Source organism: Pseudomonas sp. 22515, from assembly GCF_052044625.1.
GTDB lineage: Bacteria > Pseudomonadota > Gammaproteobacteria > Pseudomonadales > Pseudomonadaceae > Aquipseudomonas > Aquipseudomonas alloputida.
On sequence record NZ_JBQENN010000002.1, the window covers coordinates 210,988 to 230,624 of the forward strand.

The window sequence follows — 19,637 nt, forward strand, 5'->3', positions numbered from 1 at the left end:
CGCGGGCGCCGCTCGATCTATCAGGCGCTGAACCTCTTCCGACGAACATCCCGCAGCCCGCCCCATTTCCAGCGCCTACAAAAAAGCCCGCCTAAGCGGGCTTGTTGCGGCACAGCAATCAATCAGTCATCACGACCCATGATGCCAAACAACTGCAGCAGGCTGACAAACAGGTTGTAGATCGACACATACAGGCTGATGGTCGCCATGATGTAGTTACGCTCACCACCGTGAATGATCGCGCTGGTCTGGAACAGGATGCAGACCGACGAGAACAGCACGAAGCCAGCGCTGATTGCCAGTTGCAGGCCGCTGATCTGGAAGAAGAAGCTGGCAACGACAGCACCCAGCAGAACGAAGAAACCTGCAGTGATGAAGCCGCTGAGGAAGCTCATGTCCTTGCGGGTGATCAGCACGTAGGCCGACAGACCACCAAATACCAGCGCAGTCATGGCGAACGCGGAGCTCACTACCTCGGCGCCACCGGCCATGCCCAGGTAACGGTTGAGGATCGGGCCGAGGATGAAGCCCATGAAACCGGTGAGCGCGAAGGTGGACACCAGGCCCCAGGCCGAATCACGCAGTTTGTTGGTAAGGAAGAACAGCCCGTAGAAGCCGATCAGCACCACGAACACGTTCGGGTAGCCGACGCGCATCTGCTGGGCAACGAAAGCCATGACACCGCTGAAGGCGAGAGTAAGCGCCAGCAGGCTGTACGTGTTGCGCAGGACCTTGCTGATCTCCTGCTGCTCGACCTGCTGGCCGTGGTGGACGGCGTAATCCTGTTCGCGCATGGCGACACTCCTTGGTAAACCTGTGGTTTCGGACGTTCAGATGCTAGGAGTCTACCATTGCTCCTGCAACCCGCGACACAGAGAGTTTGACAGCGTGTTTCATTAAGGTATTATGGCGGCCGCAAAACGAGCTGGAAGCGTGGCCGAGTGGTTTAAGGCAACGGTCTTGAAAACCGTCGATGGGCAACTATCCTAGAGTTCGAATCTCTACGCTTCCGCCATATTCAAAGCCCTGATTATTCAGGGCTTTTTGCGTTTTTGGGACTTCGATTTTCTGCCCTTGTCTTACGGATCGCGCCCGCATTTCTCTGATCATTTCCGCATGCTGTGTGTGAGCTGTTGGTATTGGCCAAGTGGTCCTGGGCGCTGCGCAACATTCTTCCTCGGCGACCGCAGGCGGTAACCCGTCGTTGAGCTGATGCGGCCGTTTCTAGATGTGCCGTTGTTTCAGGAATCTACGATATCCTGCTGGGCTGGCGATGCGTTCATGTCAAAGACCGAGCACAACAGGTCAGCCGGCGCTTCGGAGCAGAGTTGATCTATTAACGCGAGCGCACCTGCTCCTCGGTCATCAAGCGCTCGGTAGCTCTTTAGGATCGATTTCTCCTGCCCCTGCCAATTGATCCGCGCTTCCAGTTCCTGGATTTTTTGCTGCTCAGGCGTTAGCGCTTTACTGGTCGGTGTGACACCGCCACGTTCCTGCAGAGGCTGGGCGATTCACCTGGGCAAGGCTGACTCAACCAGTCCAAACCACCGAGCCGCCTCGATGTTGTAGCCTAGTCGAGCACCAAGCGGACGCCTTCGGGCACTTCTCTCTGGTGGGCAGGTGTAGCTACTCGTAAATATTTATGTGATGGAAGGATGGGTGGGAAATTTGACATTACCCATACATTTCACCTCTGTTGTGAGTTCAGTGGTTGTCGAGCCCGCGACTATTTCCTCTGGCGTATATATAGAAGTCAAAAGTTGTTCTGTATTCGACGTAGTCACTACTTATTTGCTGTGAAGACCTCTCGGCATGCCACCCTAATATGGGGCTTCAGTTGGTGCAGTTGCTCACGCTGGCTTGTGTGAGGTTTCCTCTCCTAAGCACGAGTTTTTATCCATTGCGCAAAGCCCCCTGGCAGCTCTAGCCTTCAGCCATCCAATAAGCCTTTGGCGATCATAACAAGAGAGGGTTTCGATGAAGTACGCAGACAAGAAAATCGCCGTGGTTACAGGCGGTGCGATGGGTATCGGTGCTGAAGCTGCCGTTTCACTGGCAAAGGACGGGCATCATGTCGTCATTTGTGACATCAACGTCGACGCGGCTGAGCAATTTTCGCGACAGCTCCGTGCGGAGGGCTTCACAGCTGACGCGTGCCAGGTAGATGTAGCCTCGGTGGAGTCTGTAAGAGATGCATTTTCTTGGATCGATAGCGAGTTCGGCAGATGCGATGTGCTGGTGAATTCCGCAGGCATCGCCAAGACCATGCCGTTCCTGGAGTTTGATCTAGACGTTTTCAACAAGACCATGCACATCAACGTCACTGGCACGTTCATGTGCTGCCAACTCGCCGCTCAAATCATGCGGAAAAATGGGTTCGGCAGAATCATCAACATCGCGTCGGTCGCTGGTATGCGTGCCGTGGGTAAGGGGCGAACCGCTTACGGTACCTCTAAAGGTGCAGTCATTGCGTTGACCCGGCAGATGGCTGTGGAACTCAGCGAATACGGGATCACTGCTAACGCTATTGCGCCGGGCCCGGTCGATACCCCGATGACCAAGGAGTTGCACAGCGACACCTTCCGCCAGGCTTATAGCAATGCTATTCCGGCTAAGCGCTACGGAACGACTCAAGAAATTGCCGGCGCAGTTAGCTATCTGGCATCTGACGTAGCCGCTTACGTGAATGGTGTTGTGCTGCCTGTGGATGGCGGGTTCCTGGCCTGGGGCGCAGGCGACCTGTAATCGGCACTATTGCAAGCGCCCAAGCGGGCGCTTGTCTAGCTTTGCGCCATCTCTTTTTTTATCCACTTTTCCAAATCTGCTGTATCGGGGCGTAGCCTTGCATTGGGTGAAACCCACAGAACCAACTTTGCCGCCCCTTGTGCAAAGCCAAACGGGGCCAACAAGGCGCCACTCTCAAGCTCTGCCTCCACCAGCATGCGTGGGACACAGGCGAACCCCAAGCCGAGCTTGGCTGCCTGAATGAGTAAATAGAAGTGCTCGAAAAACTCCATCTCAAGCAGCTCACCAGGTTCTTGCTCAATAGACGCATACCAGTCCTTCCACGCGTGGGGACGGGTTTTTGTGGTTAGCAAGCGTTCCTTGGTTAAGTCGCTCACCTCTGTGACGCCGGACGCAGCCAGATAAGCAGGCGAACAGATCGCACCTACCCATTCGTTGGTTAAGGGTATCGGCTCGATCCCTGGAGGTGGTTCGATGCTGTCGAGGCGTATCGCTACGCTGACGCCTTCGTGGGCGAAATCAATGGGGCCGTGACCCGTTTTCAAGCCTAATTCCATGGTGGGAAAGCTGCTGTGGAGCTTGGCGAGTCGAGGTAGCAGCCAATGCATCATGATCGACGCCGAGCAGGAGAGCTCAAGCGGGCGAGGGCGAACTTCATCAATGCTTTCTTGTATCAAGGCAAAAGCCCTGGCCAAGCCTGAGGCGAGGCGTGCTCCCTCTGGAGTGAGTTTGGTGCCATGTGCATTTCGGGTCAGCAAAATTACACCTAGGGCGTCTTCCAGGCTTCGAACATGACGGCTGATAGCCCCGTGAGTCACGCACAGAGCATCCGCTGCATCGCTGAACGATCCTTTGCGCGCGATCATTTCAAACGCTCGTAGGGCATTGAGCGAAGGCCTGACTGGCGACGTCATATACGCACCTCCGTAAGACCGAAGCCTCGGCCATAGCTAGAATTCTAGTGTGAGTTTTTCTCACGATCGAAGGAAATCATATCGGTTGGATTGATACAGGGTCAATGTATATTGATTTGAAACTGCCTTGGGCATTTCGGGCAGATTCACAATAACAAATAGATTTGAGGCACCCATCATGGTCGATCACAAGGCCGGGCGAGAGGAGTTTACTGCCCGATTTTTTGTAGAGAGCAGCTACCCGATTGAACGGGTTAGCGAGGTAATCGCAGGGGAGCAATCCAGCGGTACCTTCCTCTCACTTCCTGGCGAATCGGCGGAGCTTAAAGAACGCTCTCGTGCTCGTGTCGTAGCTATCGAGCCGCTGCCATCCGTTTCCAGCCCTTCTCTGCACAGCGACTACCTGGCTCGCCACAATCCCTCTGAGACCTACCATCGAGGTGAGGTCACAATCGCGTTCCCTACAGCCAATATCGGAACGAATATCCCAGCGTTGCTCACCACCATTGCCGGCAATCTCTTTGAGATTGGCGAGGTGAGCGGGCTGAGGGTGCTGGATCTGGAGCTTCCCGAGCGGTTCGCATCGGGATTCATTGGCCCTCAATTCGGAATTGAAGGCACCAGGGCGCTAGCCGGTGTTCATGACCGACCTATCATTGGAACCATCGTCAAGCCGAGTATCGGCCTTACTCCAGAGCAGACAGCTTCTGTGGTCGATGAGCTCTGCGCCGGAGGTATCGATTTCATCAAGGATGATGAGTTGCTTATCGATCCTACCTACGCTTCGTTCGATGCCCGTCTCGGTGCTGTGATGCCTGTGCTTCACAAGCATGCAGATCGCCTCGGACGCATGCCTATGTACGCTATCAACATCTCGGGCAGCATCGACGAGATGATGCGCCGCCAAGATGCAGTGCTTGAGGCGGGTGGTACCTGCGTGATGCTTTGCCTGAATTGGGTTGGGCATTCGGCGGTTGAGCACATTCGAAAGCATGCCCAGTTGCCTATTCATGGTCATCGTAATGGCTGGGGAGCTCTGACTCGTTATCCCCAGCTAGGTTTCTCATTCGAGGTGTATCAGAAGATCTGGCGGCTGGCCGGGATCGACCATCTGCACGTTAATGGTATTCAAGGCAAGTTCTATGAGGCGGACGACTCCGTAATCTCCTCTGCCAAGAGTTGCCTTGCTCCATTTGCCGGCATGCGCCCCTTGATGCCTGTCTTCTCCTCCGGTCAATGGGCGGGCCAGGCGCCTGAGCTTTTCAACAGGCTTCAATCTGTTGACCTGATGCACCTCGCTGGCGGCGGCATCATCGGTCATCCGATGGGGATCGAAGCAGGCGTTCAAAGCATGCGTGAAGGCTGGGAAGCTGCTGTACAGCATGTGCCTCTTGAGCGTTACGCAGAGGGTAGGCCAGCCCTGTCAGCGGCCCTTCAGAAGTTTGGAGGCAACTAAGTCATGACCTCCCATCACGTTACCAAGCTGCCGTTGGTCTTTTATGGTGATGACTTCACTGGCTCGACCGATGCTCTAGAGGTTCTGACGGCTGCTGGACTTAAATGTGCCCTGTTCCTCGCTCCTCCGACCCCAGAACGCCTGGCGGAACTCGGCGAATTTGACGCCATCGGCATCGCTGGTGATAGCCGTGCTTTGTCCAATGGCGAGATGGATGCGGTGTTGCCCGGGATTTTTGAGGGCATCAAACGTCTATCGCCAGCGTTGATTCACTACAAGGTTTGCTCGACTTTTGACAGTGCCGACTCCGTGGGCAGCATTGGGCACGTCATTGAGCTGGCATCTCGCATCTATGATGTCAAAGGGATCCCGATCATTGCAGGCAATCCCGCATTGGGCCGCTACTGCGTTTTCGGCAACCTCTATGCCTTGTCCAAGACAGATCACAAGGTTCACAGGATTGACCGGCACCCTATCATGAGTGCCCACCCGATTACCCCGATGCATGAAGCGGACTTGAGTATCCATATCGGCAAGCAAAAGAGCTTGTCGATTGGCAAAGTCGATATTCGCCAGCTCGAAAAGACTGCAGAGCTCAGCCGATTAGTCGACGAGATGACACAGCAGCATGATGCAGTGCTGTTTGATGGTACCGACGACTCTCATATGACCACCGCTGGCCAAGTATTGACCGAGCTTTCATCAGGCGCAGCTCCAGTCTTCGTCGTCGGTTCTTCCGGCGTGGAGTACGGCCTCACACAATATTGGCGTACCGCTGGGGTGTTTCCGCCACGAGCGTCGCTGGCCGTACCTCTGAAACCTGCAGACCAGGTACTGGTTATCTCAGGCAGTGCTTCGCCGTTGAGTCAGTCCCAGATTGAAACGGCAATTGATTACGGGTTTGTAGAGCTTGAAGTCGATGCTGCCGCATTGATTACTGAGTCCCGAAAAAGTGCCGCAATACGAGATGTGGTCATGGCCGCTGTATCCCACCTGGAAGAGGGGCGGTCGGTTCTGATTCACACTGCCAAAGGCCCATGCGATTCTCGGATCGAGCAGATGATCGAGGCAATGCTGCAAAAAGGCCTGCCTCGTGATGAGGCGAGGGTTCAGGGTGGGAAGCAGCTAGCAATGGAAGTGGGTCAAGTTGCGCTTGAAATCCTTAAGGCATTCCCGTTGAAAAGATTGGTGGTTTCGGGCGGCGACACATCGAGCCAAGTAACCAAAGTGCTTGCACCCGATGCTCTGGTTATCAAGTCTGATATTTCTCCCGGCGCTCCTTTGTGCCAAATGCACTCTCGCGAGCCGTACCTAAAGGATGTGGAGATTGCTCTCAAAGGTGGGCAGATGGGAGATCGTGATTATTTCGTCAAAGCACTCAGAGGTCTTGAATAATCTCTGAGGGTCTTTCAGCAAGAAAATACTTGCATATCTACAATAACAAAAGGTGAAACCATGCATACCTCTATATCGAGCCCTGTCGAAAGTGACCTCGATCACATGGATCATGACGAGAAGAAATCCATGAAAAATGTTGTGGCCGGAAGCCTGTTCGGAACAGCATTAGAGACCTACGACCTCTACCTTTATGGCACCGCAGCTGCCCTTATTTTTGGGCCTCTGTTTTTTCCAGGGACTGACGAAACAGTTTCCCGACTGGCCTCTCTTGCGTCATTCGCAATTTCTTTCGTGGCGCGTCCACTAGGGTCGCTTGTACTTGGTCATTTCGGGGACAGGATTGGCCGTAAAAAGCTGCTGTACCTCACGCTCATCATTATGGGCTTGAGCACTGTAGGTATTGGTCTTTTGCCTACCTATGCCAGCATTGGCATTTGGGCACCTATCATGCTCTGCGTGCTCCGCTTCATCCAAGGCTTCGCTTTTGCGGGTGAGTACAGTGGCGCTGTGCTGATGCTCTTAGAGCATGCCCCAAGAAGAAGGAGGGGATTCTATGCGGCGATCAATAACATCGGCCCAGTCTTTGGTTTCATCGCATCCGCTGGCATGCTTTTGATCGTGAGTGCCTTGCTTTCTAAAGAGGATTTCACCGCTTGGGGATGGCGTATTCCTTTCATCGCCAGCCTTGCGCTGCTGATAGTAGGGGTGTTTGTCCGCTCCAAAGTCCCTGAGTCTCCAGTGTTTGAAAAAACTGCTGAGAAGAGGGCTGCAACCCCAGGCGATTCGCAATCTCCAGCGCTCCGCTTGTTCACTCGCTATCCTAAGCAACTGATGTTGGTTGCAGGCGCTAACATCTGCCACTTCTCGACCTTCTACCTCTTCACTGTATTTGCCCTGAGCTATGGCCAGCGAGAGCTAGGCCTGTCCAATGCCTTCGTGTTGTCAGTCGCAATGGTTGCAATCTGTACTCACCTGGTAGTCGTACCCTTTGCAGGGGCGCTGGCAGATCGTATTGGCCGCCGTACCATGATGCTGATTGGTTTTGTCGTGACGGCACTTGCCGCCTTTCCTTTCTGGCACCTCTTTTCAACCGGCGAGTTCTGGCCGATGGTCGCTGGATCATGCCTGTTCATGACCGGATATGGCTTGGTATACGGTGCAGTGCCATCGTTCACTGGCGAAGCTTTCGGGCCTAGCGCTCGCTTCACTGGTTTCGCGATGTCTACTAACGTTGGTGGAATTGTAGGCGGTGGTACTGCTCCAATTGTAGGGGCATTCCTCCTCAGCCATTACGGTACGCCTTACGCGATCTCGATGCTCACGATAGCTCTCGCGGCGTTCTCTGGACTCTGTGTCTACCTGTCTGCTGAGACAAAAGACGTGGACATCGTCGACGAGTGACCCTGGCATTTGCGTGCCTCCCCGGGGGCACGCAGTCTCGGCTGTAAATCCCACCTTGTATTGCTGAGTGCTCAGCCAGCATAACTTTTCGAACTTACTCAGTGAGATGAGAGAATCCTCGTCCCTGGAAGGTATCGGTATGACCATCCGTAGAACCAAAATTGTTGCAACTCTAGGCCCTGCTAGTAATTCGCCGCAAGTCATTGAAGCGCTGATCTTGGCCGGGCTAGATGTAGCGCGTTTGAATTTTTCTCATGGCACTCCAAGTGAGCACATTACTCGCGCTCGCTTGATTCGTGAGATCGCTGCCAAACACGGTAGGCACGTGGCTTTGTTGGGCGATTTGCAGGGCCCTAAAATTCGTATTGCGAAATTCACTAACAAACGGATCGAGTTGAAGGTTGGCGATACCTTTTCGTTCTCCACGAGCCATCCCCTCATGTCAGGCAATGAGCAGGTTGTAGGGATTGATTACCCTGACCTAGTGAAGGACTGTGGTGTCGGTGACGAGCTACTGCTTGATGATGGGCGCGTGGTTATGCGTGTTGAGTCAACTACGCCCGAAGCCTTACATTGCATCGTCACTGTGGGCGGGCCTCTGTCAGATCACAAGGGGATCAACCGCAAGGGGGGCGGGCTCACTGCTCCTGCCCTTACCGAAAAAGACAAAGCTGATATCAAACTCGCTGCCCAAATGGATCTCGACTATTTGGCCGTTTCATTCCCTCGGGATGCCAAGGATATGGAGTACGCCCGCAAGCTGCGTGACGAGTCAGGAGGGACAGCCTGGCTGGTGTCGAAAATCGAACGAGCAGAGGCTGTTGCCGATGATCAGACGCTCGATGAGCTGATCGCAGCGAGTGATGCGGTCATGGTCGCTCGGGGAGATCTTGGTGTGGAGATTGGAGATGCGGAGCTAATCGCTATCCAAAAGAAGATCATTCTGCATGCCCGGCGTAACAATAAAGCGGTGATCGTTGCGACCCAGATGATGGAGTCGATGATCTCCAGTCCGATGCCTACCCGCGCTGAAGTGTCAGATGTGGCCAATGCGGTACTCGACAATACTGACGCCGTAATGCTGTCCGCTGAAAGCGCTGCCGGGGCATACCCCATCGAGGCAGTACGTGCCATGGCTCGTATTTGCAGCGGTGCTGAAAAGCATCCAACCAATGTAAAGTCTAGTCATCGATTGCATACGACCTTTGGGCGTTGTGACGAAAGCATTGCGCTGGCCGCACTCTACACAGCGAACCACTTTCCTGGTGTTAAGGCAATCATCTCGCTCACAGAGAGTGGCTTCACACCCTTGATTATGTCTCGGCTTCGTTCTCATGTGCCGATCTATGCGCTTTCGCCTCATCGCGCTACCCAGGCTCGCTCCTCGCTGTTCCGTGGTGTTTATCCAATAGCGTTTGATCCTGCCTCACTGCCCTCTGAGACAGTAAGCGAGGCCGCCATCGGCGAATTGCTGAAGCGTGATTTGGTACAGCCTGGAGACTGGATCATTCTCACTAAGGGTGACAGTTACAATGTGGTGGGTGGTACGAACGGCATGAAAATCCTCCAAGTCTAACTCTCAGTTAATTTAAATAATTCTAGAGGCGGATGCATCAGCTTTGATGCTTATAAGGATCTGCCTCTAATCCTTGTCGGATATATACGGCGGTGCCACGCAATCGGTACTCACCTAGGTGTAGCTCCGGGGTATGGTCGCTATTGTCAGGGAGTTTCCAAATGGTTGTTCAACAGAAAATTTTTGAGTCTGGTTTGGATCAAGATTTGAAGCCTAATGACTGGCCACGCGATTTTGATATTCGAGCTGAGTTTGCCGAACAACAAGAGTTGCTGGACGCTAATTATCAATATGCTGGATGTACATCGCAATGGGAGGAAGTAGTGATGAGTGAGTTCACTCGCATCAAGAAAGTCTTCGCTCGCGAGATCTTGGACTCTCGAGGCAACCCTACCGTAGAGGCTGTGGTTACTTTAGGTTGTGGAGTAACAGGTGAGGCAAGCGTACCGTCAGGCGCTTCCACCGGCTCCCGTGAAGCCCTTGAATTGCGTGATGGCTCATGGCGTTACAAGGGAAAAGGCGTAATGCGTGCCGTCGAAAATGTGAATGTCGCGATTCACGAGCGCATTCTAGGCCTGGACGCACTGGATCAGCGCATCATTGATCAAGCGATGATCTCTCTTGATGGTACGGACTCGAAATCTATTCTTGGTGCTAACGCAATTCTCGCTGTTTCTTTGGCCGCGGCTAAAGCTGCCGCAGCATCCCAAGGTATTCCATTGTACGAACACCTTGCGAAACTATTCAGTGCGACCCCCACTTACTCTATGCCTGTGCCGATGATGAATATCCTCAACGGTGGTGAGCATGCGGATAATAATATCGACATCCAAGAGTTCATGATTCAGCCAATTTCAGCTCCGAATTTTAGGGAGGGTTTGAGAATTGGTGCTGAAATATTTCATACCTTGAAGGCCGTGCTTTCAGAGCGTGGTTTGAGTACCTCTGTTGGTGATGAGGGGGGCTTCGCACCCTCCTTGGCCTCGAATGAAGAGGCGCTCGTTGTTATTGCCGAGGCTGTTAATCGCGCAGGCTACGAGTTAGGGCGAGACGTAACGTTAGCATTAGATTGCGCGGCTTCCGAGTTTTACAAGGATGGTAAATACACGTTGGCAGGTGAGGGGAGGTCTCTGACTTCCGAGCAGTTTGTTGACTATTTAGCTGATCTCTGTAGCAAATATCCGATTGCTTCTATCGAAGATGGTCTGGATGAGAGTGATTGGGATGGATGGGCATACTTAACCGCTCAGCTGGGCCAGAAGGTTCAACTGGTGGGGGATGATCTTTTCGTCACTAATCCAAAAATTCTGCGCAGGGGTATTGAGCAAGGAGTTGCCAATTCCATTTTGATTAAACTTAATCAAATCGGAACTCTAAGTGAGACGTTTGATGCCATACGTATGGCGCAAGAGGCTGGTTATGCTGCTGTGATTTCCCATCGATCCGGGGAAACGGAGGATACAACGATTGCCGATTTGGCCGTAGCGACTAACGCCGGGCAGATCAAAACCGGCTCGCTGTGTCGTTCAGATCGTGTTGGGAAGTACAACCGCTTGCTTCGTATTGAAGAGGCTCTTGAAGGCCAGGCGTCCTAAGGTGCTGGGACGATCCTCGTAGATGCCGACTGACCATTGCGCGCACGGTTTAGCTCTAAGTAGATGTATGAGTCGTGCGCGCCAGGAATATCATTCAGAGGTTCTCATATGACAACCTGCACTCTAATTGTTTTGGATGGAATTGGACTGAGGTCTCAGCAGGAAGCCAATGCAGTAGCTGCTGCCAACACTCCGACCCTGGACTACCTTTTCGAAAATTACCCTTACAGTGAGATTGCGACGTCCGGTATGGCTGTAGGGCTTCCTGATGGTCAAATGGGAAATTCCGAGGTCGGTCATATGAACCTCGGAGCGGGCCGGATCGTTTATCAAAATTTTTCGCGGATCAACAAAAGTATCGAAGATGGCTCATTCTATGAGAACGATGCTTTTCTAGAGGTTTTGAAACGTACAAGGCAACGAGGTGGTTCAATTCATCTGCTTGGCTTATTGTCACCTGGCGGTGTTCATAGTCACTTGGAACATTTTGTTGCAGCAGCCAGTTTGGTTGCGGCGAATGGTATCGAACAGTGCTATGTTCATGCGTTCCTTGATGGGCGAGATACCCCACCCAAAAGCGCTTCAGAATCTATTTCTGCCCTTGAGCTTGAATTGGCCAACAATGGCGGAGGTAGGATCGCGTCGTTAGTAGGGCGTTACTATGCGATGGATCGCGATAACCGCTGGAGTCGGGTAGAGGCGGCCTACAGGTTAATTGTTCAAGGGCAAAGCAAGTTTCACTATGAAACTGCGCTGGAGGCTCTTCAAGAAGCCTATGCACGTGGCGAAAGCGATGAGTTTGTCCAGGCAACATCGATTGGCAGCCCTGTTATAATTAGTGGAAACGATGCAGTCATACTATTAAATTTTAGGCCTGACCGATCTCGTCAAATGTGTAAAGCGCTCACTGACTATAATTTTTCTGAGTTCAAGAGACCTTTTGTCATAGGCAAAGAGCAGATGCTCACTATGACGCGCTACGCAGAAGAGTTTGATGTATTGTGTGCTTTTCCGCCAGAGCCTATTAGGAATAGTCTGGGTGAGTACATGGCCCGGCTGGGAAGGTCTCAACTTAGAATTGCCGAAACAGAAAAGTATGCCCACGTTACGTTTTTCTTTAATGGGGGGCAGGAAGAGCCATTCTCATTGGAAAAAAGGATTCTTGTTAAATCTCCGCTGGTGGAGTCCTACGATCTTCAGCCCGAGATGAGTGCCTTTGAATTGACGGATAATTTAGTCGCAGAAATCTTAAGCGCCAATCATGACTTGATTGTATGTAATTATGCAAATGGGGACATGGTTGGTCATAGTGGTGTTTTTGAAGCTGCTGTAAAAGCTGTGGAGGCCGTCGATCAATGCCTGCGGCGTGTTGTAGACGCAGTGCTTGTGTCGGGTGGCAATTGCCTGATAACTGCAGATCACGGCAACGTTGAGCAGATGTGGGATCCGGAGTCTGGACAAGTTCATACTGCCCATACTCTTAATGCCGTACCTCTTATCTACATTTCCGGTGGGAAGAAATTCGGCCTAAGTAATGGGCGGCTGTGTGATATCGCTCCAACCATTCTAGATATCCTAGATCTTCCGCAGCCCAAAGAGATGACCGGTGTTTCGTTATTGAAGTCCAGGTTCAATAATATTTAGGTTGTCTGTGTTCGAGTTGTTAAGGCTTGGTGTATAAAGCTCCCAAGCCTATAGCTCAAGTCACCACTTAGGACTAACAGCCGGTAGCGAGTTCGGTCAGAGGTAGCAGGCTCGGAGACACATTAGCTAGGGTGAGGCGTGGCGTTCGTCAATCACGGAGCTGTTGGCGAATGCTTCAGCTATAAACTCCATGAATACCAGCGCTCTTTTAGGCATTAGCCGATCCGCAATGTAAACAAACTGGATAGGTACGGGAGGCGGATAAAACTCCTGAAGTATCAGTTTAAGATTTCCATTGCTCAAGCCCGCCTCGTATAGCCATTCGGGCCCTTGTGCTATCCCCACACCCGCATTGACCAACTCTCGGGTAGCTTCTGGAGAGTTTACTCTGAGCTTTCCGGTGACAGGTATGTCCACATTACGAAAACGCCATGTGGCCCCGGTGCTTAACAATGTATATATTATACAGTCATGATTTTCGAGATCTTCTGGCGTCGAAGGGGTGCCACGCTTGGCCAAATAATCTGAACTAGCGATGCATACGCGCTTGAATGAACCTAATTGTTTAGTTCTAAGTGTCTTGTCATCGAAGTGACCGATCCGCAGTGCTAGGTCAGCACCCTCATCTACAAGGTTTACGAAGCGATCATTAATCTGCAGGTCTAGGGTCATTTCCGGATAAAGGCTTAGAAATCTGGGTATTTCAGGAACGATAAAGGTATGTGCCAGAGCAGTAGGGCAGGCCACCCTCAGCAACCCAGAAGGCGTAACGTCGTTCTTCAGTGCTGATTCCGATTCAGCTACTGCATCGAGAATTCGGCGTGCATCCGCGTAGTACCGCTCTCCTTCAGACGTGAGTGACAGCTTCCTGGTAGACCTGTGAAGCAATCGAGTTTTCAGATGATCTTCCAAGGCGGCTACATAGCGGCTTACGTTCGGTTGGCCAAGGCCTAAATCTCGACCTGCCGACGAGAAGCTACCCGTTTCCACAGTGCGTACAAAGCATGTCATCAGTAGCAGACGATCCACGTTCCATTCTCCGATTTATGCTTGGAGGGCATGAATGCTATTCAATTTCGCCATCTTATCAATTATTCGGCATAGGTACATAGTACACCTAACCGGGGCATGAAGGCCCCGCACACCAGGAGAATTTCCAATGGCAAGATTGCAAGGCAAACGCGCACTGATCACCGGTGGCACCAGCGGAATTGGTCTCGAAGCCGCTAAACATTTTCTGAATGAGGGGGCCAGAGTTGTCGTTACAGGCGTGAACCCAGATTCAATCGCTAAAGCTAAGAATCAGCTAGGGAGCGAGGTACTTGTGCTCCAGGCGGACTCCGCTGACGTGGAAGCCCAGAAAAAACTCGCTCTCGACATCCGTGATCATTTTGGACAGCTTGATATCGCTTTCCTCAATGCTGGTGTTTCTGTATGGATGCCTATGGAAGCGTGGACTGAAGAGATGTTTGATCGGTCTTTTGACATCAATGTCAAAGGGCCTTACTTCCTGATCCAGGCACTCCTGCCGGTGTTCGCAAATCCGGCTTCCGTAGTATTGAATACTTCTGTGAGTGTTCATGTGGGTGATGCCAACTCTTCGGTTTACGCGGCGACCAAAGCAGCGCTGCTGAATATGTCGAAAACACTTTCAACAGAGCTGCTTGATCGCGGTGTTCGTCTGAATGCTGTGAGTCCTGGCCCTGTGGATACACCACTTTATGACAAGCTCGGTATTCCAGTTGAGTACAGGGAGCAGGTAAACGCTGAAATCGTTTCTTCCATTCCCGCAGGTCGTTTCGGCACGCCAGAAGAGATCGCCAAAGCGGTAGTGTACCTAGCATCTGATGAGTCCAAATGGACGATTGGGTCTGAAATCATCGTGGACGGCGGACGTCGACTGTAAAAGTCCCTTACTTATCACTTCAGCGCGTGGGCGGGGCAGTGTAGGGCTTAGTAGGCCTAGATGTACTCGCTGTCTCGCCCTCCTTTCAATATAGGCCTAAGAAATGCCCAATAACCTCAAGCTCGTGAGCCATGGATTGTGTCCGTTTGTCCAGCGTGTCGCCATTGCGTTGCTCGAGAAAAATATTGCCTTCGAGCGTGAAACCATCGATTTGGCTAACAAGCCAGAATGGTTCCTCGCAATCTCGCCGTCCGGCAAGGTACCGCTATTGATCGTAGGTGAGGAGGAGGAAAGTCAAACTGTTTTATTTGAAAGCTTTCCGATATGTGAATTTATTGAAGACGAGTATCGCCAGGTACCATTACACCCGACTGTGCCTTTGAAGCGAGCTAAACATCGAGCATGGATGGAGTTTTCCACAGCCGCAATGGGGGATGCTTGGGGAATGATCAACTCTCCCGATAAAGAGGGTTTCGTTCATAAGGCATTCGAACTTCGTGGAAAACTAATGAAGCTTGATTCTGCCTTGGTCGCTGGGCCGTACTTTGAAGGGGCTGAATTCAGTATGGTCGATGTTGTTATGGCACCGATTTTCAGGTTTTTTGAAGTGCTTAACTCCCCAGCCCAGAATGTCGTGCTGGATGGGCTCCCTCGAGTTGAAGCCTGGAAGCAATCGCTAATGACTCGACCAAGCGTGCGTCAGGCTGTATCAGCGGACTATTCCGAAAATTTAAGAAAATTCTTGATTGATAAAAGTACTTACGTGGTCAGTGATTGCCCCGTTTAAGTCATTTTCTTGAAAGGCGTTGCCTTGTCAGGTCAATTTTGCAAATGGTGCGCCGAGAGCATTTTCGAGTTCTTCTATGGAAAACAACTCTTTCCGATTTGCCTGCAACGGATGTGGGGTCTGCTGTAAAGGACGGCTGATTCCACTTACGCTGTATGAAACGAGGCAGTGGCTAAACAGAGGGCATGAGGTAGCAATTCTGCTTGAGGCATTTGACGAGCTTCATTGGAGTTCAAGTCCGGAGGAGTTTGCTCATGCCAAAGGCCGAGCCGTGGAGGTCACCAGTGGTCATGCCTCAATCTATGTCATTGCAGTATTCGCGGGCAATGCCCTAAATGGCTGTCAGAACCTGGGTGATAACAACCTTTGCGGCATCTATGACGAGCGTCCGTTGGTATGTCGAATCTATCCTGCGGAAATAAATCCGTTCATCCCACTGAATCCTGCGAGCAAAATCTGTCCGCCTGAGGTATGGGATGAAGGTGAAGTATTATTTACTGACCGTATCATTGACCCCGTTCTGGCGAAACAGATTGAGTGCTCTCGAAAAGCAGATAGAGACGATGCTCGGGCTAAAATCGCTGTCTGTGAAATCTTAGGGCTAAATGTTGCTGCGTGGAAAGGCAATGCATTTACTGTGTACCTGCTTGATCGAGAACAGCTACTCGATGCTTTTGTTTTTTACGACGCACTCATGAGAGCTAGCCAAATTCGAACGGATTGGAAAGTCCGGGTCGACATTCCAGTTCTGCGGCAGAGACTTAAACAGGCTGGTGTGGCATTGGATGGCCAAGAGGGAGGTGACTATATATTTCATCCGCTTTAGTGCTTTGGGGCGTCAACGTCATTGTAATATCAGAATGATTTCCATGTTCTAGAACTAGGGGCTAATGATTTTGGATTCGTTGGCCATTCGAATGCTAATTTGAGGGAACTCAGAACAAGTTGCCCATCAGCCGGAAATGGACGGCTTGGGGATGCCGAGAAGCCCGATTTTCAGCCGCTGATTATTGGAAAACCAAGGCGCAAACTTAATTTTTTGCCCTCACGGACGCACCTCTCCCGCAGCAGGCAATAATTGCCGGCGCACCATCCACAGATTAGACAGCGCAAATAGCGTGGTCAGTTGCGCCATGTTCTTGGCCAAGCCACGAAAGCGAGTCTTCACATAGCCGAGCTGGCGTTTGATCACCCGGGACGGGTGCTCCACTTTCGCACCCTTTGTCTCGCAGGTACGCGTTGATGGTTTCCAGAATACCCGCCGCCAACGGGTGCTTCTGGGATAGCACACCTGACTCTGCTAAATGGGCTGTTGCTGCCAAGCCTGCGGCGTCATCCCAACGGATCTCATAAACGTCCGACAGAAGTGCGGCTGGTCGTAGAAGCCGCATTCCAGAGCGATCTCGGCGAGCATCATCGTCGACGCCTGCAGCAAGTCCTTACTCTTCCTGAGCCGCTGCTCCCGCAACCACTGCTGCGCAGAGATCTGTGTGGATTCCTTGAACATTCGCGAAAAATGGCTGCGCGACAGCCCGCATGCTGCAGCAAGCGCGGTGACCGATATGCCGGTATCCAGATGATCCAACATCATCTGCTTAGCCGTTGTGACCTGCCAGGGTTTGAGCCGCCCAGTCGACTGAATCGCGACGGTGGCTATAACGATGCCTTTAGTACTGTGCATGGGATCAATTCATCCTGAAAATCTGTAGATGGCTTGATCCGGGCAGCACGATTCGCTGAAGCCTCGTCTGACGCTTCAGAACACTCCGTAACGATTGGTAGCCCGGATCAGCTCGAGCTAGCCCCGCTTGTTGATCAGGAACCAACTTTGGGGCTGATCAGGCATCAGACCGATGCGGGCACGGGGGCCAGGGTTGGGCCGTGTTGAACGCGCTCTGGCGCTTTGTGCACCATGGTGTAGGCATAGTCGACGCCCATGCCGTAGGCACCCGAATGCTCTTTGACCAGTTCCATGACCGCATCGTAGGTGTTGCGGTTTTTCCAGTCGCGCTGCCACTCCAGTAGCACCTGCTGCCAGGTAACTGGTACCACGCCCGCCTGGATCATGCGCTGCATGGCGTAGTCGTGAGCCTCCTTGGTCGTGCCCCCGGAAGCGTCGGCAACCATATAGATCTCATAGCCTGCATCGTGCATGGCGGACAGCGCGAAGGTGGTGTTGCAGACCTCAGTCCACAGGCCCGAAACGATGATCTTGTTTCGACCATTCTTCTTCAGCGCGTCACGTACCTTTTGGTCGTCCCAGGAGTTCATGGACGTGCGCTCGAGCAGCGGAGCGTCAGGGAAGACCGCGAGCAGCTCGGGGTAGGTATGCCCGGAGAAGCTCTCGGTTTCGACTGTGGTGAAGATGGTGGGAACATTAAAGATCTTGGCTGCTTTGGCCAGGCCCACGGTGTTGTTCTTCAGCGTCTGCCGGTCAATGCTCTGCACGCCAAAAGCCATTTGCGGTTGCTGATCGATGAAGATCAGTTGGCTGTTGAGCGGGGTCAGGACTTCAGTGTGTGGCTTGCTCATTGTTCTTCCCTTTTGCTGAACGGTGGCGAGAGTTTTTCGGCGGGATGTCGCCGAGTGCCAGCACAAGATAGCGAAACACTCAGCGAAATAGTGGCGCACATTTGCGCTCTTGTGGGCGCATTAATGCACCATGGATGACGTTCAATCCGGTGCTAGGATCTCGGCCAGTCGGATCACGTCGATCCATTTTTCGCCAAGGAGAATCCAATGGCTGCTTCACGACCTTTCAACGACGACACCGCCTACTGGGGCGTTTCATGGGAAGAGGGCTACGGCTATCCGCAAGCGCGGCGAGTTGGCAACGAGATCTTCATCTCGGGGCAGTTCAACCATGACGAAGAGGGCAACCTGGTAGCGCCGGCGCCACTGGATGCTGACGGTCGTCCGAGCGATTTCTCGTCAATGGGCGAACAGATGCGGGTTTCCTACAACAACATCGCCAAGCTGTTGGCCTTGTATGGCGCTACGATGCAGGATGTCGTTGAGGAGACGCTGTATGTGTTGGACATGGAGGCAGCCTTTGCCGTAGTCGGCAAGGTGCGCAAGGCGGCCTATGGCACCGAGCGACCGCAGGCGGCCAGTAATATCATCGGTGTATCGCGGCTTGCACAGCGCCCCCAGCTGATCGAGATCGTGTGTCGTGCTGTGATCGGCGCCCAAGCCAAATAAACGGCGCCTCCGATTTCAACTAGGAAGCAGGGATGGCCTGCTGACCTTCGACCAGAGGTTTAAGGTCCGCCACGGCAGCCGCGCAGAACGTCATGAATGCTTTTACCCGCCAGGACTTTCTGATGTCCTGGTGGGTGAGCAGCCATAACTCATCCTGAAGCTCCTGCACCACTGGGCCGGCTCGAACCAAACCTGGGGTGATGTCGCCCAGCATGCAGGGGAGGAAACCAAAACCGAGGCCCGCCGCAATAGCGGCACTTGCTGCCGCCACGGAATCAGTGCGGTAAGCAATATGCTCCGAGGGCACTCGACATTCGACGTAGCTCGTTGCCTTCAAACCGCACAGGCCTCCCGAGTAGGATACCCATGCCTGACCCTCAGCGAAGGGATCGGTAATCGCCGCCTGCTTGACGCTGCCATATGCCGCCCACGCGATGTTGGCGAGCTTGCGGCCCACGAGGGTGTCCGTTGGTTTTTTGGTCGCGCGTACCGCAATATCCGACTCGTCCCTTGCCAAACTCAACGTCTGGTTGCCGACCAACACCTCGATGGAAATCCCCTCATTGAGGGCTTTGAAGTCCGCGATGATCGGCGTGAGAAAGTACAACAGCAGCGAGTCGCTGGTGGTGATTCGCAGCTTTCCCAGGGGGCCTTGGCCGGCGCGGGACACCCTGCGGGTGACACTGACGATGTCCAGCTCAACGCGCTCGGCCAGTGCACGCAGCTCGACGCCTTCGGCAGTCAGCAGATACCCCGCCTTGCGATGATCGAAAAGCGCGACCCCAAGCGTCTTCTCAACTTGCGCGACCCGGCGCGAGACGGTGGACACATTGATGCCGAGCTTCTTGGCCGTGGCAGAGCGGTTGCTACAGTCACTTAGCGTTTTAATGATCCGCAAGTCGTCCCAGGAAAGTTGGCTGACAGCTTCGCCGACATCCCACTTCGGGCCGTTGGCATTCGCAGGGATGGACTGGGCACTTCCAGGTGACGGCTTCACGACAATCATTCCAGGTG

The 19,637-nt window shown here is 52.9% G+C and carries 17 protein-coding genes, 1 tRNA gene and 2 pseudogenes; 12 read left to right on the forward strand and 8 right to left on the reverse strand.

Annotated elements, in window-relative coordinates; genetic code table 11:
• Positions 1-122: 122 nt before the first annotated feature.
• On the reverse strand, positions 123-794 hold the full coding sequence (locus tag ACTJJN_RS03525; RefSeq protein WP_003251184.1) for a Bax inhibitor-1/YccA family protein: 672 nt from the start codon (positions 792-794) through the stop codon (positions 123-125).
• 133 nt (positions 795-927) lie between these two features.
• Here ACTJJN_RS03525 and ACTJJN_RS03530 point away from each other — a divergent pair.
• Positions 928-1,015 (forward strand) — tRNA-Ser (locus tag ACTJJN_RS03530).
• 256 nt (positions 1,016-1,271) lie between these two features.
• Here ACTJJN_RS03530 and ACTJJN_RS03535 read toward each other — a convergent pair.
• Positions 1,272-1,571 (reverse strand): annotated as a pseudogene (locus ACTJJN_RS03535) (IS3 family transposase); the annotation flags it as partial.
• A gap of 406 nt (positions 1,572-1,977) precedes the next feature.
• Here ACTJJN_RS03535 and ACTJJN_RS03540 point away from each other — a divergent pair.
• Positions 1,978-2,745 carry an SDR family NAD(P)-dependent oxidoreductase gene (locus tag ACTJJN_RS03540; protein ID WP_012051834.1) on the forward strand — a complete coding sequence of 256 codons (768 nt, stop codon included), beginning with the start codon at positions 1,978-1,980 and terminating at the stop codon, positions 2,743-2,745.
• Positions 2,746-2,780: 35 nt separating this feature from the next.
• Here the strand turns inward: ACTJJN_RS03540 and ACTJJN_RS03545 are convergent, their stop codons facing one another.
• Positions 2,781-3,659, reverse strand: a complete 879-nt coding sequence (locus ACTJJN_RS03545) for a LysR substrate-binding domain-containing protein (protein WP_012051835.1) — start codon at positions 3,657-3,659, stop codon at positions 2,781-2,783.
• Positions 3,660-3,837: 178 nt separating this feature from the next.
• On the opposite strand from ACTJJN_RS03545, the gene ACTJJN_RS03550 reads away from it, so the two are divergent.
• The 6 genes from ACTJJN_RS03550 to gpmI all read left to right on the forward strand — a co-directional run bounded on the left by ACTJJN_RS03550 (position 3,838) and on the right by gpmI (position 12,729).
• Positions 3,838-5,115, forward strand: a complete 1,278-nt coding sequence (locus ACTJJN_RS03550; RefSeq protein ID WP_012051836.1) for a ribulose-bisphosphate carboxylase large subunit family protein — start codon at positions 3,838-3,840, stop codon at positions 5,113-5,115.
• Between the two features lie 3 nt (positions 5,116-5,118).
• Complete coding sequence (locus ACTJJN_RS03555; protein WP_012051837.1) at positions 5,119-6,510, forward strand: four-carbon acid sugar kinase family protein; 1,392 nt, start codon at positions 5,119-5,121, stop codon at positions 6,508-6,510.
• Between the two features lie 60 nt (positions 6,511-6,570).
• Complete coding sequence (locus tag ACTJJN_RS03560) at positions 6,571-7,914, forward strand: MFS transporter (RefSeq protein ID WP_014755976.1); 1,344 nt, start codon at positions 6,571-6,573, stop codon at positions 7,912-7,914.
• 139 nt (positions 7,915-8,053) lie between these two features.
• On the forward strand, positions 8,054-9,490 hold the full coding sequence (pyk, locus tag ACTJJN_RS03565; RefSeq protein ID WP_017148220.1) for a pyruvate kinase: 1,437 nt from the start codon (positions 8,054-8,056) through the stop codon (positions 9,488-9,490).
• A gap of 326 nt (positions 9,491-9,816) precedes the next feature.
• Positions 9,817-11,085: a phosphopyruvate hydratase gene (eno, locus tag ACTJJN_RS03570; RefSeq protein WP_440781005.1), complete on the forward strand. Its 1,269-nt coding sequence runs from the start codon at positions 9,817-9,819 to the stop codon at positions 11,083-11,085.
• Between the two features lie 108 nt (positions 11,086-11,193).
• A complete protein-coding gene (gene gpmI, locus ACTJJN_RS03575) occupies positions 11,194-12,729 on the forward strand; it encodes a 2,3-bisphosphoglycerate-independent phosphoglycerate mutase (RefSeq protein ID WP_440780958.1) in 1,536 nt (511 codons plus the stop codon).
• A 126-nt stretch (positions 12,730-12,855) separates the two neighbouring features.
• Here the strand turns inward: gpmI and ACTJJN_RS03580 are convergent, their stop codons facing one another.
• Positions 12,856-13,758 (reverse strand): LysR family transcriptional regulator, encoded by a 903-nt coding sequence (locus ACTJJN_RS03580; RefSeq protein WP_221100709.1) that lies wholly within the window; start codon positions 13,756-13,758, stop codon positions 12,856-12,858.
• Between the two features lie 130 nt (positions 13,759-13,888).
• Here ACTJJN_RS03580 and ACTJJN_RS03585 point away from each other — a divergent pair, with 130 nt between their 5' ends.
• The 3 genes from ACTJJN_RS03585 (at position 13,889) to ACTJJN_RS03595 (ending at position 16,248) form a co-directional block, all read left to right on the forward strand.
• A complete protein-coding gene (locus ACTJJN_RS03585) occupies positions 13,889-14,635 on the forward strand; it encodes an SDR family oxidoreductase (protein ID WP_012051842.1) in 747 nt (248 codons plus the stop codon).
• A gap of 103 nt (positions 14,636-14,738) precedes the next feature.
• Positions 14,739-15,422 carry a glutathione S-transferase family protein gene (locus ACTJJN_RS03590; RefSeq protein WP_012051843.1) on the forward strand — a complete coding sequence of 228 codons (684 nt, stop codon included), beginning with the start codon at positions 14,739-14,741 and terminating at the stop codon, positions 15,420-15,422.
• Between the two features lie 76 nt (positions 15,423-15,498).
• On the forward strand, positions 15,499-16,248 hold the full coding sequence (locus ACTJJN_RS03595; RefSeq protein ID WP_221100710.1) for a YkgJ family cysteine cluster protein: 750 nt from the start codon (positions 15,499-15,501) through the stop codon (positions 16,246-16,248).
• 219 nt (positions 16,249-16,467) lie between these two features.
• Here ACTJJN_RS03595 and ACTJJN_RS03600 read toward each other — a convergent pair.
• The 3 genes and pseudogenes from ACTJJN_RS03600 to ACTJJN_RS03610 all read right to left on the reverse strand — a co-directional run.
• Positions 16,468-16,638: pseudogene (locus tag ACTJJN_RS03600) on the reverse strand (IS5/IS1182 family transposase); the annotation flags it as partial.
• Positions 16,639-16,722: 84 nt separating this feature from the next.
• Positions 16,723-17,103, reverse strand: coding sequence for a helix-turn-helix domain-containing protein (locus tag ACTJJN_RS03605; protein ID WP_012051845.1), 381 nt, complete (start codon positions 17,101-17,103; stop codon positions 16,723-16,725).
• Positions 17,104-17,267: 164 nt separating this feature from the next.
• On the reverse strand, positions 17,268-17,954 hold the full coding sequence (locus ACTJJN_RS03610; protein ID WP_012051846.1) for a hydrolase: 687 nt from the start codon (positions 17,952-17,954) through the stop codon (positions 17,268-17,270).
• A gap of 207 nt (positions 17,955-18,161) precedes the next feature.
• Here ACTJJN_RS03610 and ACTJJN_RS03615 point away from each other — a divergent pair, with 207 nt between their 5' ends.
• A complete protein-coding gene (locus ACTJJN_RS03615; protein WP_324736898.1) occupies positions 18,162-18,623 on the forward strand; it encodes a RidA family protein in 462 nt (153 codons plus the stop codon).
• A 19-nt stretch (positions 18,624-18,642) separates the two neighbouring features.
• Here ACTJJN_RS03615 and ACTJJN_RS03620 read toward each other — a convergent pair whose 3' ends face one another.
• Positions 18,643-19,629 (reverse strand): LysR family transcriptional regulator, encoded by a 987-nt coding sequence (locus ACTJJN_RS03620; RefSeq protein ID WP_012051848.1) that lies wholly within the window; start codon positions 19,627-19,629, stop codon positions 18,643-18,645.
• Positions 19,630-19,637: the final 8 nt, after the last annotated feature.

What these genes read in the sequence shown, in the direction of transcription:
- ACTJJN_RS03525 (WP_003251184.1), bottom strand. Translation starts at nt 794, where the DNA reads ATGCGCGAACAGGATTACGCCGTCCACCACGGCCAGCAGGTCGAGCAG.
- ACTJJN_RS03540 (WP_012051834.1), top strand. Translation starts at nt 1,978, where the DNA reads ATGAAGTACGCAGACAAGAAAATCGCCGTGGTTACAGGCGGTGCGATG.
- ACTJJN_RS03545 (WP_012051835.1), bottom strand. Translation starts at nt 3,659, where the DNA reads ATGACGTCGCCAGTCAGGCCTTCGCTCAATGCCCTACGAGCGTTTGAA.
- ACTJJN_RS03550 (WP_012051836.1), top strand. Translation starts at nt 3,838, where the DNA reads ATGGTCGATCACAAGGCCGGGCGAGAGGAGTTTACTGCCCGATTTTTT.
- ACTJJN_RS03555 (WP_012051837.1), top strand. Translation starts at nt 5,119, where the DNA reads ATGACCTCCCATCACGTTACCAAGCTGCCGTTGGTCTTTTATGGTGAT.
- ACTJJN_RS03560 (WP_014755976.1), top strand. Translation starts at nt 6,571, where the DNA reads ATGCATACCTCTATATCGAGCCCTGTCGAAAGTGACCTCGATCACATG.
- pyk (WP_017148220.1), top strand. Translation starts at nt 8,054, where the DNA reads ATGACCATCCGTAGAACCAAAATTGTTGCAACTCTAGGCCCTGCTAGT.
- eno (WP_440781005.1), top strand. Translation starts at nt 9,817, where the DNA reads ATGAGTGAGTTCACTCGCATCAAGAAAGTCTTCGCTCGCGAGATCTTG.
- gpmI (WP_440780958.1), top strand. Translation starts at nt 11,194, where the DNA reads ATGACAACCTGCACTCTAATTGTTTTGGATGGAATTGGACTGAGGTCT.
- ACTJJN_RS03585 (WP_012051842.1), top strand. Translation starts at nt 13,889, where the DNA reads ATGGCAAGATTGCAAGGCAAACGCGCACTGATCACCGGTGGCACCAGC.
- ACTJJN_RS03590 (WP_012051843.1), top strand. Translation starts at nt 14,739, where the DNA reads ATGCCCAATAACCTCAAGCTCGTGAGCCATGGATTGTGTCCGTTTGTC.
- ACTJJN_RS03595 (WP_221100710.1), top strand. Translation starts at nt 15,499, where the DNA reads ATGGAAAACAACTCTTTCCGATTTGCCTGCAACGGATGTGGGGTCTGC.
- ACTJJN_RS03605 (WP_012051845.1), bottom strand. Translation starts at nt 17,103, where the DNA reads ATGCACAGTACTAAAGGCATCGTTATAGCCACCGTCGCGATTCAGTCG.
- ACTJJN_RS03610 (WP_012051846.1), bottom strand. Translation starts at nt 17,954, where the DNA reads ATGAGCAAGCCACACACTGAAGTCCTGACCCCGCTCAACAGCCAACTG.
- ACTJJN_RS03615 (WP_324736898.1), top strand. Translation starts at nt 18,162, where the DNA reads ATGGCTGCTTCACGACCTTTCAACGACGACACCGCCTACTGGGGCGTT.
- ACTJJN_RS03620 (WP_012051848.1), bottom strand. Translation starts at nt 19,629, where the DNA reads ATGATTGTCGTGAAGCCGTCACCTGGAAGTGCCCAGTCCATCCCTGCG.